Source organism: Klebsiella sp. R390 (assembly GCF_051131745.1).
In the GTDB taxonomy this organism is placed as follows: domain Bacteria; phylum Pseudomonadota; class Gammaproteobacteria; order Enterobacterales; family Enterobacteriaceae; genus Klebsiella.
Window position 1 is genome coordinate 1,238,656 of sequence record NZ_CP180445.1, and the last position, 23,432, is coordinate 1,262,087.

The following is a 23,432-nucleotide window of genomic DNA, read 5'->3' on the forward strand; positions in this document are numbered from 1 at the left end:
GATTCGACCAATGCGTTTGCATTATCAAATCAATAAGCGATATCTAACAACCGCAACAAGACAACTTTGTGAACCTGTCGCGACGAACGCCACTTTTCGCTACTTTTGCATCCCACAGCCCTGAACGTAAAAAGGCCACCTTATTCAGGCGGCCCCGTTACCTGAAATACCCGCAGGTAGGTTCAGTGCCAGACAAGCTGGCTATGCGTTGCGCTCTACATTAACCTTAATGTAACAGCAGGCCGATTACACCATCCGGAGATTCAAAGGGCAATCGGCCCGTCAGCAGGTCTTACCTATAACTGTAATAGGCTGCACCATGCCTTCACCTTACGCATTGATTTAACAAGGAACAACTATGTTTAAGCGTCTGCTTTTTCTGAGCTTTTTACCCTTTTTTAGCCAGGCAGAAGATCTTCCGGCACCCGTAAAAGCGATAGAGAAACAGGGTATCACCATTATCAAACCCTTCGAGGCGCCAGGTGGCGTGAAAGGCTGGCTGGGGAAATACCAGGACATGGGCGTCGCCATCTATCTGACGCCAGACGGCAAGCATGCCATTTCCGGCTATATGTACGATGAAAACGGCACCAACCTCAGCGAGCAACTGTTCCAGAAAGAGCTCTACACCCCGGCAGGACAGGCTATGTGGAAAAAAATGGAAGCGGCTAACTGGTTGCTGGAAGGAAAAAAAGAGGCGCCGGTTACCCTGTATGTCTTTGCCGATCCGTTCTGCCCCTACTGCCTGCAATTCTGGCAACAGGCCCGCCCGTGGGTCGAGTCAGGTAAAGTTCAGATCCGTACCCTGTTAGTCGGCGTGATCAAACCAGAAAGCCAGGCAACCGCTGCCGCCATTCTGGCTACCGCTGACCCGGCAAAAACCTGGCATGATTACGAGCAATCCGGGGGAAAAGTGAAAATTGATATCCCCGGCAACCTTTCCTCGGACAAAATGAAGATCGTCAGCGAAAATCAACAGCTCATGGACCAACTCGGGGCCAACGCTACGCCGGCGATTTACTACATGAATAAAGAGAATATGTTGCAGCAGGTGGTCGGGTTACCTGAAGCCGATAAATTACCGGCTATCATGGGGGATAAATAGCCGGCGCTAAATACCATGTCCCGCCGGGCTCTTGCGCTAAAAGAGCCTGGCTAAACAGGCACGAGTAATATACATTACTGCGATGATTCATCGCTAACATCATGACTTATTCATACCAGCAATTATTAAAACAAATAAAATGCGAATTATAAATAACACTCACCACGACTGAATATGGATATTAGCCATGGCGAATCTCTATGGACTGAAAAAATTCGATCTTAACCTGTTGGTTATTTTTGAATGCGTTTACCGGCACCTGAGCATCAGCCGGGCGGCGGAAACCTTGTTTATTACTCCCTCGGCAGTCAGCCAGTCACTGCAGAGGCTGAGAAATCAGCTCAACGACCCGCTGTTTATCCGCGCCGGTAAAGGGATAACGCCCACAAAAACTGCCGCCAGGCTACATATCCTGCTTGAAAAAAACCTTAGCCAGCTCGAGCAGACGATCAATCTCGCCAGCGATACCGACCTAAGAAAACGCTTTGTTATTTATAGCCCACAGCTCGTCAATACCCCGGAGTCATCACGGTTAATCAGCGCCCTGTACCAGCACCCGAACATGCAGGTCGAACACCACGACTTGCAGCTCGCGGCGGGTTCGGTTGAAACCTTGCTTTCACAGCGCAAAGCGGACCTGATTTTAAGTTTATCACCGTACGAAAGCCCGGAGACCCTGTGCCAGCCCTTTCAGGAGGTTGAAATGGCGCTGGTGTGCCGCCAGCATCATCCACGGACGGCGGTGATGACCTCGGCAGAGGCGCTTCGTGAGGAAAGCTTCACCAGCTATCTCTCAAACGATCCAGGCGTAAAAACCTTCCATTCGCAGATGAAAAAATTATTTCCATCGCGCACCATTGCCTTTCGTAGCGACTCGTTAATAGCGATTATCAATATGATAAATCACACCGATCTGATTGGTTTTATCCCGAAAACTGTTTTCGACCAGCCGTCATTTAATTTTAATCTGCAAGTGCTGCCCATTCCACTGCCGTCGATAATGACTTACCTTATTTACAGCCGCGCCAGAATGAATACGCCACCCTTTTCTTCGCTGCTAAAAAACAAAGCCATACAAATAATAAAACAGCAACTAATAAAACCGTCAAATAAACAAAACCCCTAACGCCGGAAATTATTTCCCGCAATAACAAGCTATTCAATAAATAATTTTTCCATATTCAAGGAACGATCGCCGTGACATTAATAAAACATCCGCTACCAGAATCCGTTCTGCAGGCGGCTCAACAACGCATTGGCTGGATATTGGAAAACTTCCAGCGCGTTTGCGTCTCTTTTTCTGGCGGTAAAGATTCCACCACGATGCTGCACCTGACCGCACTTCAGGCCCGGCAGACAGGCCGAAAAATCAGCGTGCTGTTTATCGACTGGGAGGCACAGTTCTCCTGCACCATTGCCCACTGCGAGGCGCTGCGCCTGGAGTATCAGGACGTCATTGAGCAATTCTATTGGGTCGCCCTACCGTTAACCACCCAGAATTCACTCAGTCAGTTCGCCCCGGAATGGCAATGCTGGGAGCCTGGAGCAAGCTGGGTTCGCCAACCGCCAGCGCACGCCATTACCGACCCGCATTATTTTTCGTTCTACTATCCGGGCATGAATTTTGAAACCTTTGTCCGCGAATTCGCCGACTGGTTTTCCCATCATCGCCCGGCGGCAGTTTTAGTTGGGATCCGGGCTGATGAATCCCTTAACCGGTTTATGTCCATCTCCTCGCGGCGCAAACAGCGCTTCGCCGATGACAAACCCTGGACCACCGCGGCGCCGGGCGGTCACTCGTGGTATGCCTACCCGCTGTATGACTGGAAAACCGCCGATATCTGGACCTGGTTTGCCAAAAGCGGGCTGACCTACAACCCGCTTTACGACCTGATGTATCAGGCCGGCGTGCCGATTCGCTACATGCGCATCTGTGAGCCTTTTGGTCCGGAGCAGCGCCAGGGGCTCTGGCTTTATCACGTACTGGAACCCGAGCGCTGGGCGAGTATGTGCCAGCGGGTGAATGGCGCGCGCTGCGGGGGGATCTATGCCGGTCAGGACAACCAGTTCTACGGACATCGCAAACTCGATAAGCCGGAGAATCATAGCTGGAAAAGCTACGCCTTGTTTTTACTCGACAGCATGCCGGAAAACACCGCCGAACATTATCGCAATAAAATTGCCGTCTACCTGCACTGGTATCAGAAACAGGGAATGAAGGACATTCCTGATTTCCAGAAGGCGGATATCGGCAGCAAAGACATCCCCTCGTGGCGGCGCATCTGCAAGGTCCTGCTGAATAACGATTACTGGTGCCGCATGCTCTCGTTCAGCCCCACCAAATCCCGCCACTATAAACGCTACCGTGAACGCATGAATCAAAAACGCAAACAATGGGGAATCCTATGCGACAACAAATAATGCATGACCTTGCCAACTACCTGGACAACACGGAAGAGGATCAAAAAGTCGAAGCGCTGAACGCCTTTCGCCAGCTTCTACACCAGTACAGTCCATTCAAATCGCACCCGATAGACTGCGTGCTCTGGGTCAGCCTCGATAACGTTTCCCCCAATGATTACAACCCCAACAACCTTGCACCGCCTGAAAAGCGTCTGCTACTAACGTCGCTGCAATCGGACGGCTTTACCCAGCCGGTTGTGGTGATCAGGAAAAACGATGAGCATTTCACCATTGTGGACGGGTTTCATCGTCACGCGCTGGCCAAAAGCAAAAGCCCGCTAAAAAAACAGCTCAATGGTTACATCCCGGTCACCTGCCTGGAGAGTGACACCTCACGACGCGATACCTTAATGGCCTCGACCATTCGCCATAATCGTGCCCGGGGCCGCCATCAGATCCATGCGATGTCAGACATCGTCCAGGAGTTGGCCAAACTCGGCTGGTCCGATGATAAAATCAGTCAAGAGCTGGGGATGGATGCCGATGAAGTACTACGCCTGAAGCAAATCAATGGTCTGGTCGAACTGTTCGGCGACCGGCAATTTTCTCAGGCGTGGACCGTCAAATAACTACAGCTGGCACAGGCGTTCTGCGGCAGCCAGCAGGGTCGCCGGCTGTTTGGCAAAACACAGACGTATCAGCTTGTGCGGGAACGGATCGGCACAGAATACCGACAGCGGAATGGCCGCCACGCCAACGTCGGTCGTCAGCCAGCGACAGAAGCTTACATCATCAAGATCGGAAATAGCGCTGTAATCAGCCAGCAGGAAGTAGGTCCCCTCGCAAGGTAAAATCTCCAGACGGCTGGCGCGCAGCGCTTCCACAAACAGGTCACGGCGTTCACCATAGAACGTCGGGAGCTGACGATAATGCTCAGGTTCATTACGCAACATATCGGCGATGGCCAACTGGGCCGGCGTATTCACCGCGAAGGTCAGGTACTGATGCACTTTGCGCAGCTCGGCGCTTATCGCCGCGGGCGCCACGCAATAGCCCACTTTCCAGCCGGTCATGTGGAAGGTTTTACCAAATGACGACACCGCTACCGCCCGCTCGCGCAGCTGAGGATGTGCCAGCACGCTGGCATGCCCGTCCGGCGCAAAACAGATATGCTCATACACCTCGTCGCTGATCACATAGATTTCATGCTCAGCAATCGCCTGCCACAGCGCCGCGAAATCCTCACGCTGCCAGACCGTCGCCGACGGGTTGTGCGGGGTATTGAGGATAACCAGACGGGTACGCTCGCTCAACGCGGCGGCGAACTGTGACCAGTCCACGCGAAAATGCGGCGGCTGAAGGGCGATGCGTTTCAAGACCCCGCCGGATAACTCCACCGCCGGGGCGTAGCTGTCGTAGCTTGGGTCAAAACAGATCACCTCGTCGCCGCGACGCACCAGCGCGGTGATCGCCGCATACAGCGCTTCGGTGGCGCCTGCCGTGACGGTAATATCGCTGTTCGCATCCGGACGGTAGCCATACAGCTCTGCGGTTTTATCGGCAATCGCTTCACGCAGCGCCGGAACGCCGGTCATCGGCGCATACTGGTTAGCACCCTGTGCTACATGGTGTGCCAGGCGCTCCTGCAGGTAGCGCGGCCCGTCGAAATCCGGGAATCCCTGGGACAAATTAATCGCCTGATGCTGCGCCGCCAGGGCGCTCATCTGCGTAAAAATAGTGGTGCCCAGTGAAGGGAGTTTACTTTCAGGAATCAGTGGCTTATTGCTCATTATGTGATGACCAGTTGTAATGCTGTTGTTGAAGCCACTATAACACGATGTTAATATTTGGCAATCAAGACGCTTAGACGTCTAAATGCTAATGTTATATCGGTTACCGCCTGACGCCGCCCACAGCACGGCGTGCCGCACACTCTGGAGAGACCATGATCCGCGCTATCGTGACTGACATAGAAGGCACCACCAGCGACATTTCCTTTGTCCATAACGTTCTGTTCCCGTACGCCCGCGAGCGGCTGGCAGGCTTTGTCACCGCCCAGCAATACGCCGACCCGGTGCAGACGATCCTCGATAATCTGCGTACAGAAATCAGCGATCCCGGCGCCAGCACCGCACAGCTTATCGAGACGCTGTTCGCCTTTATGGACCAGGACCGCAAATCGACGGCGCTGAAAGCACTGCAGGGTATTATCTGGCGCGAAGGCTATGCCAACGGCGACTTTACCGGCCATCTTTACCCGGATGTCCTGCCGGCCCTGGAGAAATGGAAGTCGCAGGGAATTGATTTATATGTATATTCCTCAGGCTCGGTCGCCGCGCAGAAATTGTTATTTGGCTATAGCGATGAAGGTGATATTACTCATTTGTTCAATGGCTATTTCGATACCCTGGTAGGGGCCAAGCGTGAGACGCAATCCTACCGTAATATTGCTGAACAGCTGGGGCTGCATCCGGCGAATATCCTGTTCCTCTCCGATATTCATCAGGAGCTGGATGCCGCAGAATCCGCCGGTTTTCGTACCATTCAGTTGGTGCGTGGCGACCGCGATCCCGCCAGCCACCATCCGCAGGTTCAGCGTTTTGACGACATTCACCCGGAGCAGATCCCCGCATGAGCGCATTAACGATTTATTCTGACCACGACGCCAGCACGCCTCTCTGGCATAGCGTGAATGGTGATGAAATCCAGCAGCAGCTTAACGCTAAAGGCGTTCGCTTCGAACGCTGGCAGGCCGACCGTGATTTAGGCGCCTCCCCGACGGCGGAAACGGTACTGGAAGCCTATCAGCACGCGATTGCCAGGCTGGTGGCGGAGAAAGGCTATCAGAGCTGGGACGTCATCAGCCTGCGCGCGGACAACCCGCAAAAAGAGGCGCTGCGTGCAAAGTTCCTCAACGAACACACCCACGGTGAAGATGAAGTCCGCTTCTTTGTGGAAGGTGCCGGGCTGTTCTGCCTGCATATCGGCAATGAAGTGTTTCAGGTGCTTTGTGAAAAGAACGATTTGATTTCCGTGCCGGCCGACACGCCGCACTGGTTTGACATGGGTTCGGAGCCTGACTTCACTGCGATCCGCATTTTTGATAACCCCGAAGGCTGGATAGCGCAGTTTACCGGCAATGATATTGCCGATGCCTACCCGCGCCTGGCGTAATCCCCTCACTTGTGAGATCCGGTGACGCTACCGAATCTCACAGGTATCAGGCGAGCTGCGGACATCCCGGCGACGAGCCGTTCATCGTCACACAGACACGCCAACGATCAGCTGCCAGACGGAGCAAAAACCCCGGCCGCCACCGCTTCAGGCGTCACCACGCCGCTGTCGAGCACCCAGCCATCAATCAGCGCTGCCGGGGTTACATCAAACGCCGGGTTGTAAACCGGCGCATTCTCCGGCGCCCACTGCACGGCGCCAAAGCTGCCGGCGACGCCGGTTACTTCCGCCGCCGCACGTTGCTCAATCGGAATTGCCTCGCCGTTAGGACAATGACGATCGAGAGTGGTCTGCGGCGCCGCTACGTAGAACGGTATACCGTGATACTTCGCCAGAACCGCCAGCGAATAGGTGCCTATCTTATTCGCCACATCCCCGTTGGCGGCAATCCGGTCGGCGCCGACCCACACCGCATCAACCTGCCCTTTCGCCATCAGGCTGGCGGCCATTGAATCGGTAATCAGCTGATACGGCACGCCCAGTTCACCCAGCTCCCAGGCGGTCAGACGCCCACCCTGTAACAGCGGGCGCGTCTCATCGACCCAGACCATGTCAACCTGCCCGCGCTGATGGGCCAGCGCAATCACCCCCAGCGCCGTTCCCACGCCCGCGGTCGCCAGCCCACCGGTATTGCAGTGGGTCAGCAGACGGCTGCCCGGTTTCACCAACGCGCAGCCGGTTTCGGCAATGCGGGCGCACAGCTGTTTGTCTTCGGCGATCAGCCGCAGGGCTTCATCTTCCAGCGCCTGGATATAGTTGTCCTGCGCCAGCGCCAGCTTCATGCGGTCGAGATTATTCATCAGGTTCACCGCCGTCGGGCGCGCCGCACGTAATGTTTCCAGCGCCTGTCCAAGTTCATCCAGGCTCAAGCCACGCCCGGCAAGCAGCGCCAGCAGCAGGCTGGCAGAAAGCCCGATCAGCGGTGCGCCACGCACCCGCAGCGCGTGAATATGGTCCACCAGCAACGAAACGTTATCCGCCGCCAGCCAGCGTTTTTCCTGCGGCAAGGCCTGCTGATCAAGAATAAAAAGCTGATTTTCGCTTACCCGCAGGCTGGTGGTCTGTAGTGTCTGCATATCGTTAAATCCCTGTTGCGTTGTTGTATCACATTGTGTCAGGATGAATTCCAGAAGTATAGACGTCTGAACGGCTTAATCAGAACTTTTGAGGATCGAGGCAATGTCGCAATACCATACCTTCACCCCCGGCGATGCCGTGGCTTACGCACAACAATTTGGCGGCATCGATAACCCGTCGGAACTGGTGTCCGCGCAGGAAGTGGGGGACGGCAACCTCAACCTGGTCTTTAAGATTTACGATCTCCACGGCGTGAGCCGCATCGTGGTGAAACAGGCCCTGCCGTACGTCCGCTGCGTCGGCGAATCCTGGCCTCTGACCCTCGACCGCGCCCGCCTCGAGGCGCAGACGCTGGTGGAGCACTATCAGCACAGCCCGCAGCACACGGTGAAAATCCACCATTTCGATCCGGAACTGGCGGTCATGGTGATGGAAGATCTCTCCGATCACCGAATCTGGCGCGGCGAATTAATTCGTAACGTCGACTACCCGCAGGCCGCGGGCCAGCTGGGTGAATACCTTGCTCAGGTGCTGTTCCATACCAGCGATTTCTATCTGCATCCGCATGATAAAAAAGCGCAGGTCGCCCGGTTTACGAACCCGGAAATGTGCGAGATCACCGAGGATCTGTTCTTCAACGACCCGTACCAGATTCACGAGCGCAATAACTACCCGTCAGAGCTGGAGGCCGACGTTGCCGCCCTGCGCGACGACGCACAGCTCAAACTGGCGGTAGCGTCGCTGAAGCATCGCTTCTTCTCTCATGCCGAAGCCCTGCTGCACGGCGATATCCACAGCGGATCCATTTTTGTCGCCGAGGGTAGCTTTAAAGCCATCGACGCGGAATTCGGCTTTTTCGGCCCGATCGGCTTTGATATCGGCACCGCCATTGGCAACCTGCTGCTTAACTACTGCGGGCTGCCGGGACACCTGGGGATCCGCGATGCGGACGCGGCCCGTGAACAGCGTCTGCGCGATATTCAGGTACTGTGGAACACTTTTGCCGAGCGCTTCCAGTCCCTGGCGACGGAGAAAACCCGCGACGCGGCCCTCTCCTGCCCCGGCTACGCCAGCCTGTTCCTGAAAAAAGTCTGGCATGATGCCATTGGCTTCTGCGGCAGCGAGTTGATTCGCCGCAGTGTCGGCCTCTCCCACGTGGCCGATATCGAGACCATCCAGGATCCGGCCATGCGCCATGACTGCCTGCGCCACGCCATCACCCTCGGTAAAGCGCTGATCGTCATTGCCGATCGCATTGAGAATGCCGACGATCTGATCGCCCGTATTCGTCAGTACGGCTGAGCCCACCAATACGATCCCCGGCGGCACGCTGCTTGCCGGGGCGACCGTTCAGCACCTATCCCAGATACTCGATCACCGACAGCCCACCGTTATAATCGGTGCTGTAAATAATCCCCCCGGCATCCACGAACACATCGCAGGACTGAATCACCTGCGGACGGCCCGGGCGCGTATCCATCATGGTCGCCGGCGCGGCAGGCACCAGCGCCCCGGTTTCCACCGGCCGGTAAGGGTCCGAAATATCATAGGCCCGCACGCCAGCATTCTGGTACGTGGCGAAAATCAACGTTGAGCTGACAAAGCTGCCGGGGCGATTTTCATGCAGGTTATGCGGGCCAAAATGGGCCCCTTTCGCCACATAGTCCGTTTCGCTCGGCTGCGGGAAGGTGGAAATACTCACCGGGTTGGCCGGCTCGCGGATATCAAACAACCAGATCAGCTTCTCGCCGTCCTGCTGGTTATCCAGCACCGCCTCATCCAGTACCACCAGCAGATCGCGGTCCGGAAGCGGCAGCGCCGTATGGGTCCCACCGCCAAACGGCGGGCTCCAGTTACGGTGGCTGATCAGCTTCGGCTGAGTGCGGTCCTTCACGTCCAACAGCGTCAGGCCGCCGTCGCGCCAGCTGCCGTAAGCGGTATCCCCGGCGATAATGGCGTGATGCAGCGCGTAGCGCTTGCCTTCAGGCCAGTCCGCCGTCTCCCCCGCCGCCTGATGCATCCCCGGCAGCCACCAGCGCCCGGCCACTTCCGGCTTGCGCGGATCCGCCATGTCGATAGTCAGGAAGATGTAGTCGCTAAAACCGTCGATCAGCGCCGAAACATAGGCCCAACGGCCACCAACGTACCAGATCCGGTGGATACCGATCCCGTCGAGCGACAGAAAACCAATTTCGCGCGGCTCATCAGGACGGGAGATATCAAACACCCGCATCCCGGCGCTCCAGCCGCGATCCTGCACATCGCTCACCGTCTCTCCCACCGAACGGGTGTAATACACCTTCTCGTCGGCAAAACGGGTATCCGCAAACAGATCCCGGGCGTTGATCACCAACAGAAGATCGTCATGGGCCTGCAAATGGACGTTCCAGGTTCCCGGCGGTGCGGCAATGTAGTTCACCGTATGTGGATGGCACGGGTCGCGCACATCCACCACCGAAAAACCTTGCGATACCATATGGCCGATATACGCATAACCACGATGTACCATCAGCTGGACGCCGTCAGGGCGCCCCCCCTGATCGCTATGCCCAATCAGCCGCATATTGCGGCTGTAGTCGGGGCGCGGGAGTGCCGTCGCCATACCTGCTCCTTATTTGTGTTTCGCTTCCAGCGTGGCGAACCATGGGGCGATAAAGTCTTCGGTCTGACCCCAGCCCGGAATAATTTTGCCCAACGAGGCCACGTTAACTGCACCTGGCTGCGCCGTCAGCAGCGCCTGCGGAATAGCCGCAGCTTTGAAGTCATAGGTCGCAGGGGTCGGCTCGCCGGCAATTTTGTTGGCAATAAGCCGAATGTTCGTCGCCCCGATAAGTTTCGGATCCACCGCGACGCTCACCTTCCACGGGCTGCCGGCTTCACGCATCAGTTGCAGATCCTGATTCGAAATATCGATGCTGTAGAGTTTGATTTCGGTGCGGCCGTTCTCTTTCAGCGCCTTATAAGCTCCCTGGCTAAACGCATCCCAGGTGCCCCAGATAGCATCGATTTTGCCTTTTGGATACTTGGCTAAAATGGCACCGACTTTATTGGCGGTATCGCCCTGCACGTCGGAAGAGACCGCGCCGATCGACTCCAGCTCTTTAATCCCTGGGTTTTGCTTGAGCAGAGTCTGGTAAGCGGCCTGGCGGCGCTCCATCGGCGGGAAGCCGGCCACCCACAGTTTGATAATGTTGGCTTTGCCGTTGAAATCCTTCACCAGTTGACCAAAGGAGAGATCGGTCAGTGAAGCATCATCCTGCTGGGTCACGGTCACGCCCGGGATCTCCCCGCTGACGGCGGTATCGAACACGGCCACTTTGATGCCGGCGTCCACCGCCTTTTTCACCAGCGCGGTGGAGTACGGATCGCGCCCCTGGGAGAGAATAATGCCGTCGTACTTCTGGCTAATCGCCTGATTAACGAAGTCCTGGAATTTGGCGTCGTCGCCGTTACTGAGGAAGGAGCTCACTTTAAAGCCGAGCTTTTTGCCCTCCTGAATCGCCCCGGAGACAAACTGAGTGGTGTTATCGTCGGATCCAAGATTGCGAATGACCGCGATACGAATCGGCCCCTCATGCCCGGCAATCGCCGCCGGGACCGGCGTCGGGGTTTCAGCAAAAGCCGCCGCAGAGTTGAACAACCCCAATGCGATGAGTGAATACGTTATCTTTTTCATGGTGTTTACCCTGCCATTTTTTATGTGCGGCGCTGAAAGTAGGTCAGTGCGAGCGCGCCAGCCAGCACCAGCCCTTTAATAATGTCCATCGCGTAATACGGCACCGACAGCATCACCAGGCCGTTGGAGAGCACGCCAAGAATCACCGCCCCCACCAACGTACCCAGCGCGTTCGGTTTGCCGGAACCCGCCAGTGAAAAGCCGATCCACGCCGCCGCCACCGCATCCATCAGATAGCCGCTGCCGGCGTTCACCTGTGAAGAGCCAATGCGTGACGCCAGCAAAATGCCACCCAGCCCGGCCAGTAAAGAGGCAATCACGTAGGCTGCCACTTTATAGCGGGTAATGCGCAGGCCGGAGAGACGCGCGGCCTCAGGGTTGCCGCCGATGGCGTACATTCTGCGCCCGTGGGTGGTGAAAGAGAGTGCCAGTTGGGCAATCACGGTCACCACCAGCATGACGATCACAATCGTCGGGACCTGCCCCAGCGCGCCAAAGGCCGCCGGAATGGACCCTTCCGCCATATCGCCGCTCGGCAACACCATGTTCTCGGTGATCGAGCCGCCGTAGCTGTAAGTCATCGCCACGCCCTGGATCACAAACAGGCTGGCAAGGGTGGCGAGCATGTCAGGAATACGCAGAATGACGATTAAAAAGGCGTTAAACAGCCCCACCAACGTACAGAGCGCGAGAGTGACCAGGATGGCTTCCGTAGTGCCAAAGCCGTGCCAGACAAACAGTGAAATCACCAGCGCGTTGGCCAGAGAAGCCGTCGACCCCACCGACAGGTCAAAGCCACCGATGGTCAGCGAAATGGACACGCCGATGGCAATCACCGTCACAATGGCGATGGAGCGCAAAATGTTGATGATGTTGAACGGATCGAGGAAGTTATCCGACGCGAGACCAAACACCGCAATCAGCAGCACCACGGTCAGCAACATGCCCCACTTATAAAGAAAATCAAAAAACCGCTGACGGCCCGATACCGTCGCGTTCACTGCCAGGGCCTTACTCACGCTGCTGCTCCTCCGGTGGAGTAATAAAGAAGTGTCTCTTCCCGGGCGTCAGCGCCCGGTATTTCTGCCACGATGCGCCCGTCCCACAACACGCAAATACGGTCGCACAACCCCACCAGCTCTGAGAATTCACCCGAGGCGTAGATCACCCCTTTTCCCTCTCGTGCCAGCCCATCGATCAGGGTGAACAGGTCGGTTTTTGCTTTCACATCGACGCCTTTGGTCGGTTCGTCGAAGATCAGAACGTTGGCGCTACCGCGCAGCCATTTGCCGATCGCCACCTTCTGCTGATTCCCGCCGGAGAGGCGGCGCAGAGTCTGGGCCGGACCGGTGGTGCGGATTCCCACGCGGGCAATCACCTCTTCCGCCCAGCGCCACGCCTGGCGATGCCCGAACAGGCTCCAGCGTGAAAAGCTGCGATCGGCGCTGATCGACAGGTTCATGCCGATTGGTTCATCGATAAAAATGCCCTCTTTGCGCCGCTCTTCCGGCACCAGCGCCAGGCCGCGCATCACCGAATCCGCCGGGTCACGCGGTCGCCACGGCTGGCTGTTCAGCTCGCCGTGGTTCAAACGACTCTTACTGGCGCCAAACAGCGCTTTGCACAGTTCGGTTTTCCCGGCCCCGGCTAACCCCGCGATGCCGAGAATTTCGCCTTTGCGCAGACGCAGCGAAATGTCCTGCAGCAGCCCCTCGTCGTGCAGCCCCTCGACCTGCAGCAGAATCTCTTCGCTGTGGGGCGGGCGCGGCGGCGGGAAAATATCCTGCAGTTCGTGGCCGAGCATCTTCTCGACGATCTGCTCCCCGCTGAGCTCCGCCATCGGGCCGCTTTCAATCAACTTGCCGTCGCGCAGGACCGTCAGGGTGTCGCAGATCGCTTTCAGTTCGTGAATACGGTGGGAGATAAACACCACCCCAATCCCCTGCTGTTGCAGGCGACGCACTACCGTGAACAAGCGCTCACTTTCATGCTGGTCCAGCGGAGCGGTAGGTTCATCAAGAATCAAAAAGCGGCAATGATGCGACAGCGCGCGGGCCAGCAGGATTTGCTGTTTCTCCGCCAGGGTGCAGCTCTCGATGGTGCGCCGCACGTCAAGGCTGATATCCAGCTGGGCCAGCGCCTCACGCGCCTGCTCGCGTACCCGACGCCAGCGAAAACGCAGCCCCGGCTCCGCCAGGCGATCCAGCATGATGTTTTCCGCAATGGTCAGGCCCGGCACCAGCGCCACATCCACCTCTTGTTGCACCAGATGAATACCCAGCAGCTTCGCATCCCGTGGGGAACGAATACTCACCGGCTGGTTATTGATAACAATCTCACCCTCATAATGGGCGTGCGTGCCGCACAGCACCGCCATTAGCGTCGATTTCCCCGCGCCGTTGGCGCCGGTCAAGGCATGCACCGACCCGCCCCGCAAGGTGAAGGCGACCTGACTGAGCGCCCTGAAGCCGGAAAAGGCCAGGTTAATGCTGTTCATCTCCAGACGATTCACTGCCGTCCCCCGCAACCTTTGCTATTAATGTTCTGATTTAACGAATTTTTCACAGCTGCCCTTGACTGACAACTGCGTAAAAGGCATAAGATAAAACGAAATAATATTAGCCATCCGGATGTCCAGACATAACATCAGGTTAGCAAAACGAGATAAGGACAGCGTTCATGAGCAACAGCGATATCCGTGTGGTACCCGGCCCGGCCAACTATTTTTCCCATCCCGGTAGCCTCGCCCGGCTGCATGATTTTTTCAGCGACGAGCAGCTCTCCCGGGCCATCTGGATCTACGGCGAACGCGCCATTGCCGGCGCGGAACCCTTCCTGCCGGCGGCATTTCACGCCGAAGGGGCCAGGAAGGTGCTGTTTAAAGGGCACTGTAGCGAAAGCGACGTCGCGCGACTGGTCGATGACGCCGGCGATGACCGTAGCGTGGTGATTGGCATCGGCGGCGGTGCGCTGCTGGATACGGTCAAAGCGCTGGCCCGGCGCTTAGGCCTGCCGGTGGTGGCCATCCCGACCATCGCCGCCACCTGCGCCGCCTGGACCCCGCTGTCGGTGTGGTACAACGATGCCGGCCAGGCGTTGCAGTTTGAAATCTTCGATGATGCCAACTTCCTGGTGCTGGTGGAGCCGGAGATTATTCTCAACGCCCCGGCGGAGTATCTGCTGGCAGGTATCGGCGATACCCTGGCGAAATGGTACGAAGCGGTGGTCCTCGCACCGAAACCAGACACCCTGCCGCTGACCGTGCGCCTTGGGATTAACGCCGCGCTGGCGATCCGTGATGTGCTGCTGGAAAACAGCGAAACCGCACTGGCAGATCAGCAGCACGCTGAACTGTCGCAGGCGTTTCGCGATGTGATCGATGCCATCATCGCCGGCGGCGGGATGGTTGGTGGTTTAGGCGAGCGTTATACCCGTGTCGCCGCCGCGCACGCGGTACATAACGGTCTGACCGTACTGCCGCAGACCGAGAAGTTCCTCCACGGCACCAAAGTCGCTTACGGCATACTGGTGCAGAGCGCCCTGCTGGATCAGGACGAGGTTCTGGCCCAGTTGGTGAATGCTTACCGTCGCTTCAACCTGCCGACGACGCTGGCGGAGCTGGACGTGGATATCCATAACCGGGGCGAGCTGGACAAGGTGATTGCGCATACCCTGCGCCCGGTGGAGTCGATTCACTTCCTGCCGGTGGAGCTCACGCCACAGCGGCTGGCTGCGGCCTTTGAGAAAGTGGAAAACTTCCGCCGACAGGTACATTGACGAAGCGCGTTCTCGCTCTATACCTAATGATGGTTCTCCCACTCATTGTACGAGGTCATCATGCAGATCGATTTAACGGGTAAAAAGGCGTTGGTCACCGGAGCCAGTCGCGGCATCGGTCGTGCGATTGCATTATCACTGGCACAGGCGGGTGCCGATGTAGTGATTACTTATGAGAAGTCCGCCGGGAAAGCGCAGGACGTTGCCGACGAGATCGTCGCCCTTGGCCGCCAGGGCGCGGCGATTCAGGCCGACAGCGCCAACGCCCAGGCAATTCAGCAGGCCGTTGCCCAGACGGTTGCCACCCTTGGCGGGCTGGATATTCTGGTGAATAACGCCGGGATCGCCCGCGGTGGCCCGCTGGAGTCGCTATCGCTGGAAGATATTGATGCGCTGATCAACGTCAATATTCGTGGCGTCGTCGTCGCGACTCAGGCGGCGCTGGCGCATCTGCCCGATGGCGGACGGATTATCAACATTGGCAGCTGCCTCGCTAACCGCGTGGCCTCGCCGGGGATTGCGGTCTACGCCATGACCAAGTCCGCTCTCAATTCGCTGACCCGCGGCCTTGCACGTGACCTCGGCCCGCGCGGCATTACCGTTAACCTCGTACACCCTGGCCCAACCGACAGCGATATGAACCCGGCGGACGGTGAGCAGGCCGAGTCACAGCGTCAGCTGATTGCGTTAGGGAAGTATGGCCAGGCGGAAGATGTGGCTGCCGCGGTAACCTTTCTGGCCAGCCCGGCCGCCGGGCAAATTTCCGGCACCGGTCTGGATGTCGATGGGGGGCTTAATGCCTGAGAGGGCGGCTTAGCAACACTTCGCCCCCCCTTTACCACCATAGCGGGCATCCTGGCGCTCGCGGAAAAACTCTTCATAGGTCATCGGCGTCTGCTCAGGATGGGTCTGGCGAATATGCTCGACATAATTATCGTAATCGGGCACGCCAATCATCATTTTCGCCGCCTGGCCCAGGTACTTCCCGGCTTTTGAAAGCGTATCAAACATAGTGGTCTCTCTTAACGGCCCCTTTCCGCGAACGGAAAGGGGCAACATCTTAATGTGCGCTCTTGGCCTGAGTGCCCAGCGTTTGCGCATCGGCAGGCAATGGCTCGTACGGCGTCTCTTTCGCCGTCGGTTTGTTCTCTTTCAACGCCGCCAGCGCGGTTTTGATCGAGAACAGTGCCAGTACCACCACGACCACCATAAAGAAGATGGTGAGGCCGGCGTCCAGACGGTTGTTAAACACCAGCTGTGCCAGCTGCGATTCGGTGTACTGCGGCGGAATATTGCCGCTGTCGATCATCGCCTGGAACTTATTGGCAATCGCCAGGAAGCCCACTTTGGTGTCGGTGCTAAACGACTTCTGCCAGCCGGCGGTCAGGGTACAGATCAACAGCCAGCTCGTCGGCAGCAGCGCCACCCACGCATAGCGCTCGCGCTTCATCTTGAACAGTACCACTGCGCACAGCATCAACGCCATCCCCGCCAGCATCTGGTTAGCGATACCAAACAGCGGCCACAAGGTGTTAATGCCGCCTAGCGGGTCAACTACCCCCTGGTGCAGGAAGTAGCCCCAGGCCAGCACGCACAGCCCGGTCGCCAGCAGGTTCGCCGGCAGCGAGTTGGTTTTCTTCAGCCCCGGGCTTATTACCCCCAGTAAGTCCTGCAGCATAAAGCGCGCCGCACGTGTCCCGGCGTCGACCGCGGTCAGGATAAACAGCGCTTCAAACAGAATCGCGAAGTGATACCAGAAGGCAACATCCATCAACCCGCCCAGCGAGCCGTGCAGGATATAGGCCATCCCCACCGCCAGCGTCGGTGCACCACCTGCGCGCGAGATAATTGACTGCTCACCTACCTCGCTGGCTATCTGGCGCAGCGTATCCGGCGTGATGCTAAAGCCCCAGTTGCTGACTACCTGGGCAGCGGACGCCACCACATCGGTGGTCCCCGCCGGTGCCAGCACCGCCATCGGGCTGTTCATGGCGAAGTAGACGCCCGGGTCGATAATACAGGCCGCCACCAGCGCCATGATGGCGACGAAGGATTCCATCAGCATACCGCCGTAGCCGATAAAGCAAGCCTGGCCTTCGTTGGCCAGCATTTTCGGCGTGGTGCCGGAGGAGATCAGGGCGTGGAAGCCGGATACCGCGCCGCAGGCGATGGTGATAAACAGGAACGGGAACATGCTGCCGGACCACACCGGACCGGTGCCATCAATAAATTTGGTGAGGGCAGGCATGGTCAGGGTCGGGCGCATGATCAGAATCCCGATCGCCAGCCCAACAATGGTGCCGATTTTCAGGAAGGTAGAGAGGTAATCGCGCGGAGCCAGCAGCAGCCACACCGGAAGCACGGCGGCAATAAAGCCGTAGCCCACCAGAATCCAGGTCAACTGGACGCCGGTGTAATCAAACCACGGCGCCCAGGTCGGGCTTTCCGCGACCCATCCGCCAGAGACAATCGCGAACACCAGCATCACCAGGCCAATCACCGACACTTCGCCAATGCGTCCCGGACGCAGGTAGCGAATATAGACCCCCATAAAAATCGCCAGCGGAATGGTAAAGGCGACGGTATAGGTGCCCCACGGGCTGTGGGTCAGCGCTTTCACGACGATCATCGCCAGTACCGCGAGGATGATCACCATGATCATAAAGCAGGCCACCAGCGCCAGTACCCCGGCGGTCGGCCCCATCTCTTCTTTTACCAGTTCCCCAAGGGAGCGGCCGTCACGGCGGGTCGAGACAAACAGCACCATAAAGTCCTGTACCGCACCGGCCAGCACCACCCCGGCGAGGATCCAGATCATCCCCGGCAGGTAGCCCATCTGTGCCGCCAGCACCGGCCCCACCAGCGGTCCGGCCCCGGCAATCGCCGCAAAATGGTGACCGAACAGCACTTTCTTATCGGTCGGAACATAGTCGAGGCCGTCGTTATGTCGCACCGCGGGAGTCATGCGTGTGGGGTCAACCGCCAGCACGTTTTTGGCGATGTAGAGGCCATAGAAACGATAGGCGATCAGATAAATGCAGACTGCCGCGACGACAATCCATAGCGCATTAATCTGTTCACCTCGGTTTAAGGCAATGTAGCCAAGAGCAAAGGCTCCGATGACGGAGAGCAATGCCCAGAAGAAGTATTTCCCTGAATTATTCATCGTAGCGTTCCACCGGTAGAGTAATCAGAATGTTACATTTTGTTTCTAGAACACAACCCGGAGTTTAACAACGTTGAAACCATGCAGATGTCGTGCAGAGACAAGGATTTATCTCACATTGCTAGCGAGATCACTTCTGGCAGGAAAAAGAATGTAAACGGGGGGGATAATCTGCAACTGCATCATGGTTGATTCCCGGAGGCGGCGCTCAACGCGCCTTGTCCGGGCTACCCTCCCCCCAGACACCTGTGACCCGTAGCCCGGTCAGCGTAGCGCCACCGGGAGATCAGCCGCAGTAGTATGTTCATTGGGTGGATGTCCGGGCCACCGTCCCTCAGACAGCGGTGACCCGCAGCCCGGTCAGCGTAGCGCCACCGGGAGATCAGCCGCAGAGTATGTTCATTGGGTACATGTCCGGGCTACCCTCCCCCCAGACACCTGTGACCCGTAGCCCGGTCAGCGTAGCGCCACCGGGAGATCAGCCGCAGTAGTATGTTCATTGGGTGGATGTCCGGGCCACCGTCACTCAGACAGCGGTGACCCGTAGCCCGGTCAGCGTAGCGCCACCGGGAGATCAGCCGCAGTAGTATGTTCATTGGGTGGATGTCCGGGCCACCGTCCCTCAGACAGCGGTGGCCCCGTAGCCCGGTCAGCGTAGCGCCACCGGGAGATCAGCCGCAGAGTATGTTCATTGGGTACATGTCCGGGCTACCCTCCCCCCAGACACCTGTGACCCGTAGCCCGGTCAGCGTAGCGCCACCGGGAGATCAGCCGCAGAGTATGTTCATTGGGTGGATGTCCGGGCCACCGTCCCTCAGACAACGGTAACCCGTAGCCCGGTCAGCGTAGCGCCACCGGGGAATCAGCCGCAGTAGTATGTTCATTGGGTGGATGTCCGGGCTACCGTCCCTCAGACAGCGGTGACCCGTAGCCCGGTCAGCGTAGCGCCACCGGGAGATCAGCCGCAGAGTATGTTCATTGGGTACATGTCCGGGCTACCCTCCCCCCCAGACACCTGTGACCCGTAGCCCGGTCAGCGTAGCGCCACCGGGAGATCAGCCGCAGAGTATGTTCATTGGGTGCATGTCCGGGCCACCGTCCCTCAGACAGCGGTGACCCGTAGCCCGGTTAGCGTAGCGCCACCGGGGAATCAGCCGCAGAGTATGTTCATTGGGTGCATGTCCGGGCCACCGTCCCTCAGACAGCGGTGGCCCCGTAGCCCGGTCAGCGTAGCGCCACCGGGGAATCAGCCGCAGTAGTATGTTCATTGGGTGGATGTCCGGGCCACCGTCCCTCAGACAGCGGTGACCCGTAGCCCGGTCAGCGTAGCGCCACCGGGGGAATCAACCCAGTACGGCGGTGCCCAACCGGCAGGTACAGCAGCGGCGACCGCGCTCGTCGAACACCGCTATTTCCCAGCTCTGGCTCTGCCGCCCGAGATGCAGCGGACGGCATTCGCCGCGCACGCGACCGCTGGACACCGCCCGATGGTGGGTGGCATTCAGCTCGGTGCCGACCACGCACTGACCCTCTTCGGTCATCAGCCAGCCGGCCATTGACCCGAGCGTCTCCGCCAGCGCGGCGGACGCGCCGCCGTGCAGCAGACCAAACGGCTGATGGGTGCGGGCATCCACCGGCATCTCCGCCTCAATCAGTCCGTCTTCCAGGCGGGTATAGACAATCCCCAGATGCGCCACCATCGTATTTTCGCTGGTCGCATTCAGCGCCTCCAGCGTTAGCTGACGTTTCCAGGCCATTTACGCCCCCAACGTCGAGCCGCCATCGACCACGATATCCTGCAACGTGATATGGCTGGCGTGAGCGGAAGCGAGGAACAGGATGGTGCTGGCAATCTCCTGCGGGCGGGCGATTTTGCCCAGCGGGATCCCGAGCTTAAACTGCTCACCAAACCCACGAATACGGCGCTGCTCGGCATCATCACTGACCCACAGCGTGCGTTGCATATCGGTATCGGTAGAGCCCGGAGAAACCAGATTACAACGGACGCCGGATCCCGCCAGCTCCAGGCCAACGGTCAGCGCCAGGCTCTTCAACGCCGCCTTTGAGGCGCCATAGGCGCTCATCCCGATACGCGGCGTATGCGCTGCATCGGAAGCCACGGTGACAATCGCCCCGCCCTGCTGACGACGGAACTGCGCCATCGTCTGCTGGAACAGGTTAAACGCCCCGCCGACGTTGACCGCAAAGGTCTGCTGCCACGCTTCCTGGCTCAGCTCGTCGGTGGCCCCCATGCGCAAAATGCCCGCCGCATTGACCAGCACATCAAGCCGGGCGATGCCCGCCAGCAGCCGTCCGCACACCTCAGCCACCTGCTGTGCATTCGCAACATCCAGCGTCTGGGTGGCAAACGGGTAGTCCTGCCCCTCAAACGCAAGGTCAAAGCCGGTGACGTTGGCGCCGGCCTCGGTAAATGCCAGCGCCGTGGCGTAGCCGATGCCCTTACCGGCGCCGGTGACCCACACGGTCTGTCCCTGAAAATCCAGCGCGGCCATTATTTCACCTCACGGCTGAGCAGCGCCCACCAGGCATCAAGGGTCGGTTTTTTCGCCAGCATCACGAAGTCGATATCGCCGTGCACTTTACGCCAGCGCGCGGCCAGCGCCATCATGCGCACCGAATCCAGTCCGTAATCGATCAGGTTTTCATCGTCCATCGGTTCATCGGACTCATCCAGCAACGGCAGAATCAGCGCCCGCAGCGCCGCTTTCGACGTCGGCAGCGGCAGCAGCTCTTCGGTCATCAGCACCCGACCACAGCGACCGGCGACATACTTCAGCGACATCAGATGCTCTTCACGACTGAAGTCAGCCAGCGCATCGGCAACGAAGAACGGTTTAATATCCCGCATAAAGGCGTCGGTGGCGGTAGTCATACAGCCGATATGGGCATAGACGCCGGTAATGATCAGCTGGTCGCGACCGCTCTCTTTTAAGATTGCCTCCAGCGGCGAGCGATGAAACGCACTGTAGCGCCACTTCACCAGCACGGTGTCGTCTTCATCCGGCGCCAGCGCCGCAATCACCTGCTGCTGCTCCGGTGAACGGGTCAGGCCCGGTCCCCACATATCATTGAGCAGCGCGCGATCTTCATCGCTCTGGTCTTTCGGCTGGGCGGTGTAGAAAACCGGAATGTTGTTCTGTTTGCAGAAGTCACGCAGGGCGGCAATATTGGCGACCACTTTCGCCATCATGGCGCTGTCTTCACCCCAGAAGTTGAGGAAATACTCCTGCATATCGTGGATCAGCAGCGCGGCGCGGGACGGCTCAAAGCGCCAGTCCACTTTGTTTGCCGGGATATCGTTCGCTTCCGGCAATGCGTAAGCCTGTAATTTAGGGATGGCCATTCTGTCTTCTCCTTCAGCCCGGCTTGCGTTCGGCCAGCTGCTGACGTAATTGTTTTTTATCGACTTTGCCCACCGGCGTCAGCGGCAGCGCATCGACGCACTCCACGCGATCCGGCAGTTTAAATTCTGCGACTCCCTGCTCACGCAGGAAGCGGCGCACCGCCACCGCGCGCAGCGGCGATTTGACCACCAGCCAGGCGCAGCTTTTCTCGCCCAGCAGGTTATCTTCCATACTGACCAACGCGGCATGGATCACCTCAGGGTGGCGCAGCAGCAGGTTTTCCACCTCTTCTGCCGCGATCTTTTCGCCACCGCGGTTGATCTGATCTTTTTCACGTCCCTGCACGGTGATGTACCCGTCCTCGTCGATCGAGATCAGATCCCCGGAGCAGTAAAAACCGTCCGCATCAAAGGCATCGGCATTGTGCTGCGGGCTTTTGTAATATCCGCGGAAAGTGTACGGACCGCGGGTCATCAGACGGCCCACTTCACCGCGCGGCAGCGGGTTACCCTCGGCATCCGCCACCCAAACTTCATCGTCCGGGCACATCGGGCAGCCCTGGGTATTGATGATGCGCTCCTGGCTGTCGTTGAGACGGGTGTAGTTCACCAGCCCTTCCGCCATGCCGAAAACCTGCTGCAGCAGGCAACCAATCTCTGTCTGGATCCGCGCCGCCAGCGTGGCTGACAGCCGCGCGCCACCGACCTGCAGCAGCTCCAGCGAACGCAGTTGCTGGTTGCCGGCCCCTTCGCGGATCGCCTGTAACCACAGGCTGACCGCCGGGGGCACCAGCGACGCCACGTTGATCTGATGCTGCTCAATCAGCGGGAAGCACAGCGTGGCGCTGGGATCGTTGGCCAGGATCACCTGGCCGCCGGCGAGGAACACCCCAAGGGAACCCGGCGAGCTCATCGCGTAGTTATGGGCCGCGGGCAGCGCATTCAGGTAGCGCGTCCCGGCGCTGATGCCGCAAATTTCGTTGCTGCGGCGGATGCTGTAGTCGTAGTCGTTATGGGTGCGCGGGATCAGCTTGGGGGTACCGGTGCTGCCGCCGGAGAGCTGGAAAAAAGCCACTTCATCGGCAGGCGTGGGGTTGGCAATAAAGTTATCCGCCGGCTGGGCGATCGCCGCCGCCAGATCGTACTCGCCACGATCCTGACGCAGCAGTACCACCCGTACCGATGCATGTTGATCCACAAAGCCGTTCAGGAACTGATCGTCGGCAAACAGGGCATGCTCGCGATCGGCAATCAGCAGCGCCGGCTCGATCTGCGTGGCGTAGGCATTAAGTTCACTGCGTTGATGGCTGAACAACGCATTCACCGGAGCCACCCCGATGCGCAGAAGCGCAAACAGCGTAATGTAGAACTCGGCGACGTTGCCGAGCTGCACCAGCGCGGTTTCGCCACGCTTCAACCCCATACGCTGGAGCGATGAGGCCAGATTATCTACCTGTTGATTAAATTGGCGATAGCTGTAGCGGGTATCACCGTCGATAATCGCGATAGCGTCGTTATTGGCGTGACGGGTAATCAAATTGGTGAGCGGCAGATCCTGCCAGTAACCTTTTTCGCGATAGCGGGCGGCAAAGCTCTCCGGCCAGCGGGTAAATTCAATCATCATCGCCTC

The 23,432-nt window shown here is 58.3% G+C and carries 21 protein-coding genes; 9 read left to right on the forward strand and 12 right to left on the reverse strand.

Going from position 1 to position 23,432, the window contains the following annotated elements; genetic code table 11:
• The first annotated feature begins 358 nt into the window (after positions 1-358).
• The 4 genes from dsbG (at position 359) to ACMYSP_RS05845 (ending at position 4,137) form a co-directional block, all read left to right on the forward strand.
• Complete coding sequence (gene dsbG, locus ACMYSP_RS05830; protein ID WP_434585934.1) at positions 359-1,105, forward strand: thiol:disulfide interchange protein DsbG; 747 nt, start codon at positions 359-361, stop codon at positions 1,103-1,105.
• Between the two features lie 187 nt (positions 1,106-1,292).
• Positions 1,293-2,231 (forward strand): DNA-binding transcriptional repressor CitR, encoded by a 939-nt coding sequence (citR, locus tag ACMYSP_RS05835; RefSeq protein ID WP_434585935.1) that lies wholly within the window; start codon positions 1,293-1,295, stop codon positions 2,229-2,231.
• Between the two features lie 71 nt (positions 2,232-2,302).
• Entirely contained in the window at positions 2,303-3,526 is a 1,224-nt protein-coding gene (locus ACMYSP_RS05840; protein WP_434585936.1) for a phosphoadenosine phosphosulfate reductase, read from the forward strand.
• The gene (locus ACMYSP_RS05845) at positions 3,511-4,137 is read left to right on the forward strand and encodes an IbrB-like domain-containing protein (RefSeq protein ID WP_434585937.1); all 627 of its coding nucleotides are present in this window, start codon (positions 3,511-3,513) and stop codon (positions 4,135-4,137) included. The genes ACMYSP_RS05840 and ACMYSP_RS05845 overlap by 16 nt, the downstream gene beginning before the upstream one ends.
• On the opposite strand, the gene ACMYSP_RS05850 is transcribed toward ACMYSP_RS05845, so the two are convergent.
• A complete protein-coding gene (locus ACMYSP_RS05850; RefSeq protein ID WP_434587023.1) occupies positions 4,138-5,283 on the reverse strand; it encodes a pyridoxal phosphate-dependent aminotransferase in 1,146 nt (381 codons plus the stop codon).
• Positions 5,284-5,453: 170 nt separating this feature from the next.
• Here ACMYSP_RS05850 and mtnC point away from each other — a divergent pair, with 170 nt between their 5' ends.
• Both mtnC and ACMYSP_RS05860 read left to right on the forward strand, forming a co-directional pair.
• Complete coding sequence (mtnC, locus tag ACMYSP_RS05855; RefSeq protein ID WP_434585938.1) at positions 5,454-6,143, forward strand: acireductone synthase; 690 nt, start codon at positions 5,454-5,456, stop codon at positions 6,141-6,143.
• A complete protein-coding gene (locus ACMYSP_RS05860; RefSeq protein WP_434585939.1) occupies positions 6,140-6,682 on the forward strand; it encodes a 1,2-dihydroxy-3-keto-5-methylthiopentene dioxygenase in 543 nt (180 codons plus the stop codon). The genes mtnC and ACMYSP_RS05860 overlap by 4 nt, the downstream gene beginning before the upstream one ends.
• Positions 6,683-6,789: 107 nt before the next feature.
• Here ACMYSP_RS05860 and mtnA read toward each other — a convergent pair whose 3' ends face one another.
• Complete coding sequence (gene mtnA, locus ACMYSP_RS05865; RefSeq protein ID WP_434585940.1) at positions 6,790-7,818, reverse strand: S-methyl-5-thioribose-1-phosphate isomerase; 1,029 nt, start codon at positions 7,816-7,818, stop codon at positions 6,790-6,792.
• A 103-nt stretch (positions 7,819-7,921) separates the two neighbouring features.
• Here mtnA and mtnK point away from each other — a divergent pair, with 103 nt between their 5' ends.
• Positions 7,922-9,121, forward strand: coding sequence for an S-methyl-5-thioribose kinase (gene mtnK / locus ACMYSP_RS05870; protein ID WP_434585941.1), 1,200 nt, complete (start codon positions 7,922-7,924; stop codon positions 9,119-9,121).
• Between the two features lie 55 nt (positions 9,122-9,176).
• Here mtnK and ACMYSP_RS05875 read toward each other — a convergent pair whose 3' ends face one another.
• The 4 genes from ACMYSP_RS05875 to ACMYSP_RS05890 are packed head-to-tail and all read right to left on the reverse strand — an operon-like array spanning position 9,177 to position 13,992.
• Positions 9,177-10,421: an LVIVD repeat-containing protein gene (locus tag ACMYSP_RS05875; RefSeq protein WP_434585942.1), complete on the reverse strand. Its 1,245-nt coding sequence runs from the start codon at positions 10,419-10,421 to the stop codon at positions 9,177-9,179.
• 9 nt (positions 10,422-10,430) lie between these two features.
• The gene (locus ACMYSP_RS05880; protein ID WP_434585943.1) at positions 10,431-11,495 is read right to left on the reverse strand and encodes a sugar ABC transporter substrate-binding protein; all 1,065 of its coding nucleotides are present in this window, start codon (positions 11,493-11,495) and stop codon (positions 10,431-10,433) included.
• A gap of 20 nt (positions 11,496-11,515) precedes the next feature.
• Positions 11,516-12,514 carry an ABC transporter permease gene (locus ACMYSP_RS05885; protein WP_434585944.1) on the reverse strand — a complete coding sequence of 333 codons (999 nt, stop codon included), beginning with the start codon at positions 12,512-12,514 and terminating at the stop codon, positions 11,516-11,518.
• Complete coding sequence (locus ACMYSP_RS05890) at positions 12,511-13,992, reverse strand: sugar ABC transporter ATP-binding protein (RefSeq protein ID WP_434587024.1); 1,482 nt, start codon at positions 13,990-13,992, stop codon at positions 12,511-12,513. The genes ACMYSP_RS05885 and ACMYSP_RS05890 overlap by 4 nt, the downstream gene beginning before the upstream one ends.
• Positions 13,993-14,174: 182 nt before the next feature.
• Between ACMYSP_RS05890 and ACMYSP_RS05895 the strand changes: the two genes are divergently transcribed.
• Both ACMYSP_RS05895 and ACMYSP_RS05900 read left to right on the forward strand, forming a co-directional pair.
• On the forward strand, positions 14,175-15,272 hold the full coding sequence (locus tag ACMYSP_RS05895; RefSeq protein WP_434585945.1) for an oxidoreductase: 1,098 nt from the start codon (positions 14,175-14,177) through the stop codon (positions 15,270-15,272).
• Positions 15,273-15,332: 60 nt separating this feature from the next.
• Complete coding sequence (locus ACMYSP_RS05900; protein ID WP_434585946.1) at positions 15,333-16,076, forward strand: 3-oxoacyl-ACP reductase family protein; 744 nt, start codon at positions 15,333-15,335, stop codon at positions 16,074-16,076.
• A 9-nt stretch (positions 16,077-16,085) separates the two neighbouring features.
• On the opposite strand, the gene ACMYSP_RS05905 is transcribed toward ACMYSP_RS05900, so the two are convergent.
• From ACMYSP_RS05905 to entE, 6 genes are all read right to left on the reverse strand, one after another.
• Positions 16,086-16,283 carry a YbdD/YjiX family protein gene (locus ACMYSP_RS05905; protein ID WP_032688939.1) on the reverse strand — a complete coding sequence of 66 codons (198 nt, stop codon included), beginning with the start codon at positions 16,281-16,283 and terminating at the stop codon, positions 16,086-16,088.
• Positions 16,284-16,332: 49 nt separating this feature from the next.
• Positions 16,333-18,438 carry a pyruvate/proton symporter CstA gene (gene cstA, locus ACMYSP_RS05910; RefSeq protein WP_434585947.1) on the reverse strand — a complete coding sequence of 702 codons (2,106 nt, stop codon included), beginning with the start codon at positions 18,436-18,438 and terminating at the stop codon, positions 16,333-16,335.
• A gap of 1,343 nt (positions 18,439-19,781) precedes the next feature.
• Positions 19,782-20,195: a proofreading thioesterase EntH gene (gene entH, locus ACMYSP_RS05915; protein WP_434585948.1), complete on the reverse strand. Its 414-nt coding sequence runs from the start codon at positions 20,193-20,195 to the stop codon at positions 19,782-19,784.
• Positions 20,196-20,951, reverse strand: coding sequence for a 2,3-dihydro-2,3-dihydroxybenzoate dehydrogenase EntA (gene entA, locus ACMYSP_RS05920; protein ID WP_434585949.1), 756 nt, complete (start codon positions 20,949-20,951; stop codon positions 20,196-20,198).
• On the reverse strand, positions 20,951-21,802 hold the full coding sequence (locus ACMYSP_RS05925; RefSeq protein WP_434585950.1) for an isochorismatase family protein: 852 nt from the start codon (positions 21,800-21,802) through the stop codon (positions 20,951-20,953). The genes entA and ACMYSP_RS05925 overlap by 1 nt, the downstream gene beginning before the upstream one ends.
• A gap of 13 nt (positions 21,803-21,815) precedes the next feature.
• On the reverse strand, positions 21,816-23,423 hold the full coding sequence (gene entE, locus ACMYSP_RS05930) for a (2,3-dihydroxybenzoyl)adenylate synthase EntE (RefSeq protein WP_434587025.1): 1,608 nt from the start codon (positions 23,421-23,423) through the stop codon (positions 21,816-21,818).
• Positions 23,424-23,432: the final 9 nt, after the last annotated feature.

Bases quoted from the DNA above. Each gene is read 5' to 3' on its own strand.
- dsbG (WP_434585934.1), top strand. From the start codon at position 359: ATGTTTAAGCGTCTGCTTTTTCTGAGCTTTTTACCCTTTTTTAGCCAG.
- citR (WP_434585935.1), top strand. From the start codon at position 1,293: ATGGCGAATCTCTATGGACTGAAAAAATTCGATCTTAACCTGTTGGTT.
- ACMYSP_RS05845 (WP_434585937.1), top strand. From the start codon at position 3,511: ATGCGACAACAAATAATGCATGACCTTGCCAACTACCTGGACAACACG.
- mtnC (WP_434585938.1), top strand. From the start codon at position 5,454: ATGATCCGCGCTATCGTGACTGACATAGAAGGCACCACCAGCGACATT.
- ACMYSP_RS05860 (WP_434585939.1), top strand. From the start codon at position 6,140: ATGAGCGCATTAACGATTTATTCTGACCACGACGCCAGCACGCCTCTC.
- mtnA (WP_434585940.1), bottom strand. From the start codon at position 7,818: ATGCAGACACTACAGACCACCAGCCTGCGGGTAAGCGAAAATCAGCTT.
- mtnK (WP_434585941.1), top strand. From the start codon at position 7,922: ATGTCGCAATACCATACCTTCACCCCCGGCGATGCCGTGGCTTACGCA.
- ACMYSP_RS05875 (WP_434585942.1), bottom strand. From the start codon at position 10,421: ATGGCGACGGCACTCCCGCGCCCCGACTACAGCCGCAATATGCGGCTG.
- ACMYSP_RS05880 (WP_434585943.1), bottom strand. From the start codon at position 11,495: ATGAAAAAGATAACGTATTCACTCATCGCATTGGGGTTGTTCAACTCT.
- ACMYSP_RS05890 (WP_434587024.1), bottom strand. From the start codon at position 13,992: ATGAACAGCATTAACCTGGCCTTTTCCGGCTTCAGGGCGCTCAGTCAG.
- ACMYSP_RS05895 (WP_434585945.1), top strand. From the start codon at position 14,175: ATGAGCAACAGCGATATCCGTGTGGTACCCGGCCCGGCCAACTATTTT.
- ACMYSP_RS05900 (WP_434585946.1), top strand. From the start codon at position 15,333: ATGCAGATCGATTTAACGGGTAAAAAGGCGTTGGTCACCGGAGCCAGT.
- ACMYSP_RS05905 (WP_032688939.1), bottom strand. From the start codon at position 16,283: ATGTTTGATACGCTTTCAAAAGCCGGGAAGTACCTGGGCCAGGCGGCG.
- cstA (WP_434585947.1), bottom strand. From the start codon at position 18,438: ATGAATAATTCAGGGAAATACTTCTTCTGGGCATTGCTCTCCGTCATC.
- entH (WP_434585948.1), bottom strand. From the start codon at position 20,195: ATGGCCTGGAAACGTCAGCTAACGCTGGAGGCGCTGAATGCGACCAGC.
- entA (WP_434585949.1), bottom strand. From the start codon at position 20,951: ATGGCCGCGCTGGATTTTCAGGGACAGACCGTGTGGGTCACCGGCGCC.
- ACMYSP_RS05925 (WP_434585950.1), bottom strand. From the start codon at position 21,802: ATGGCCATCCCTAAATTACAGGCTTACGCATTGCCGGAAGCGAACGAT.
- entE (WP_434587025.1), bottom strand. From the start codon at position 23,423: ATGATTGAATTTACCCGCTGGCCGGAGAGCTTTGCCGCCCGCTATCGC.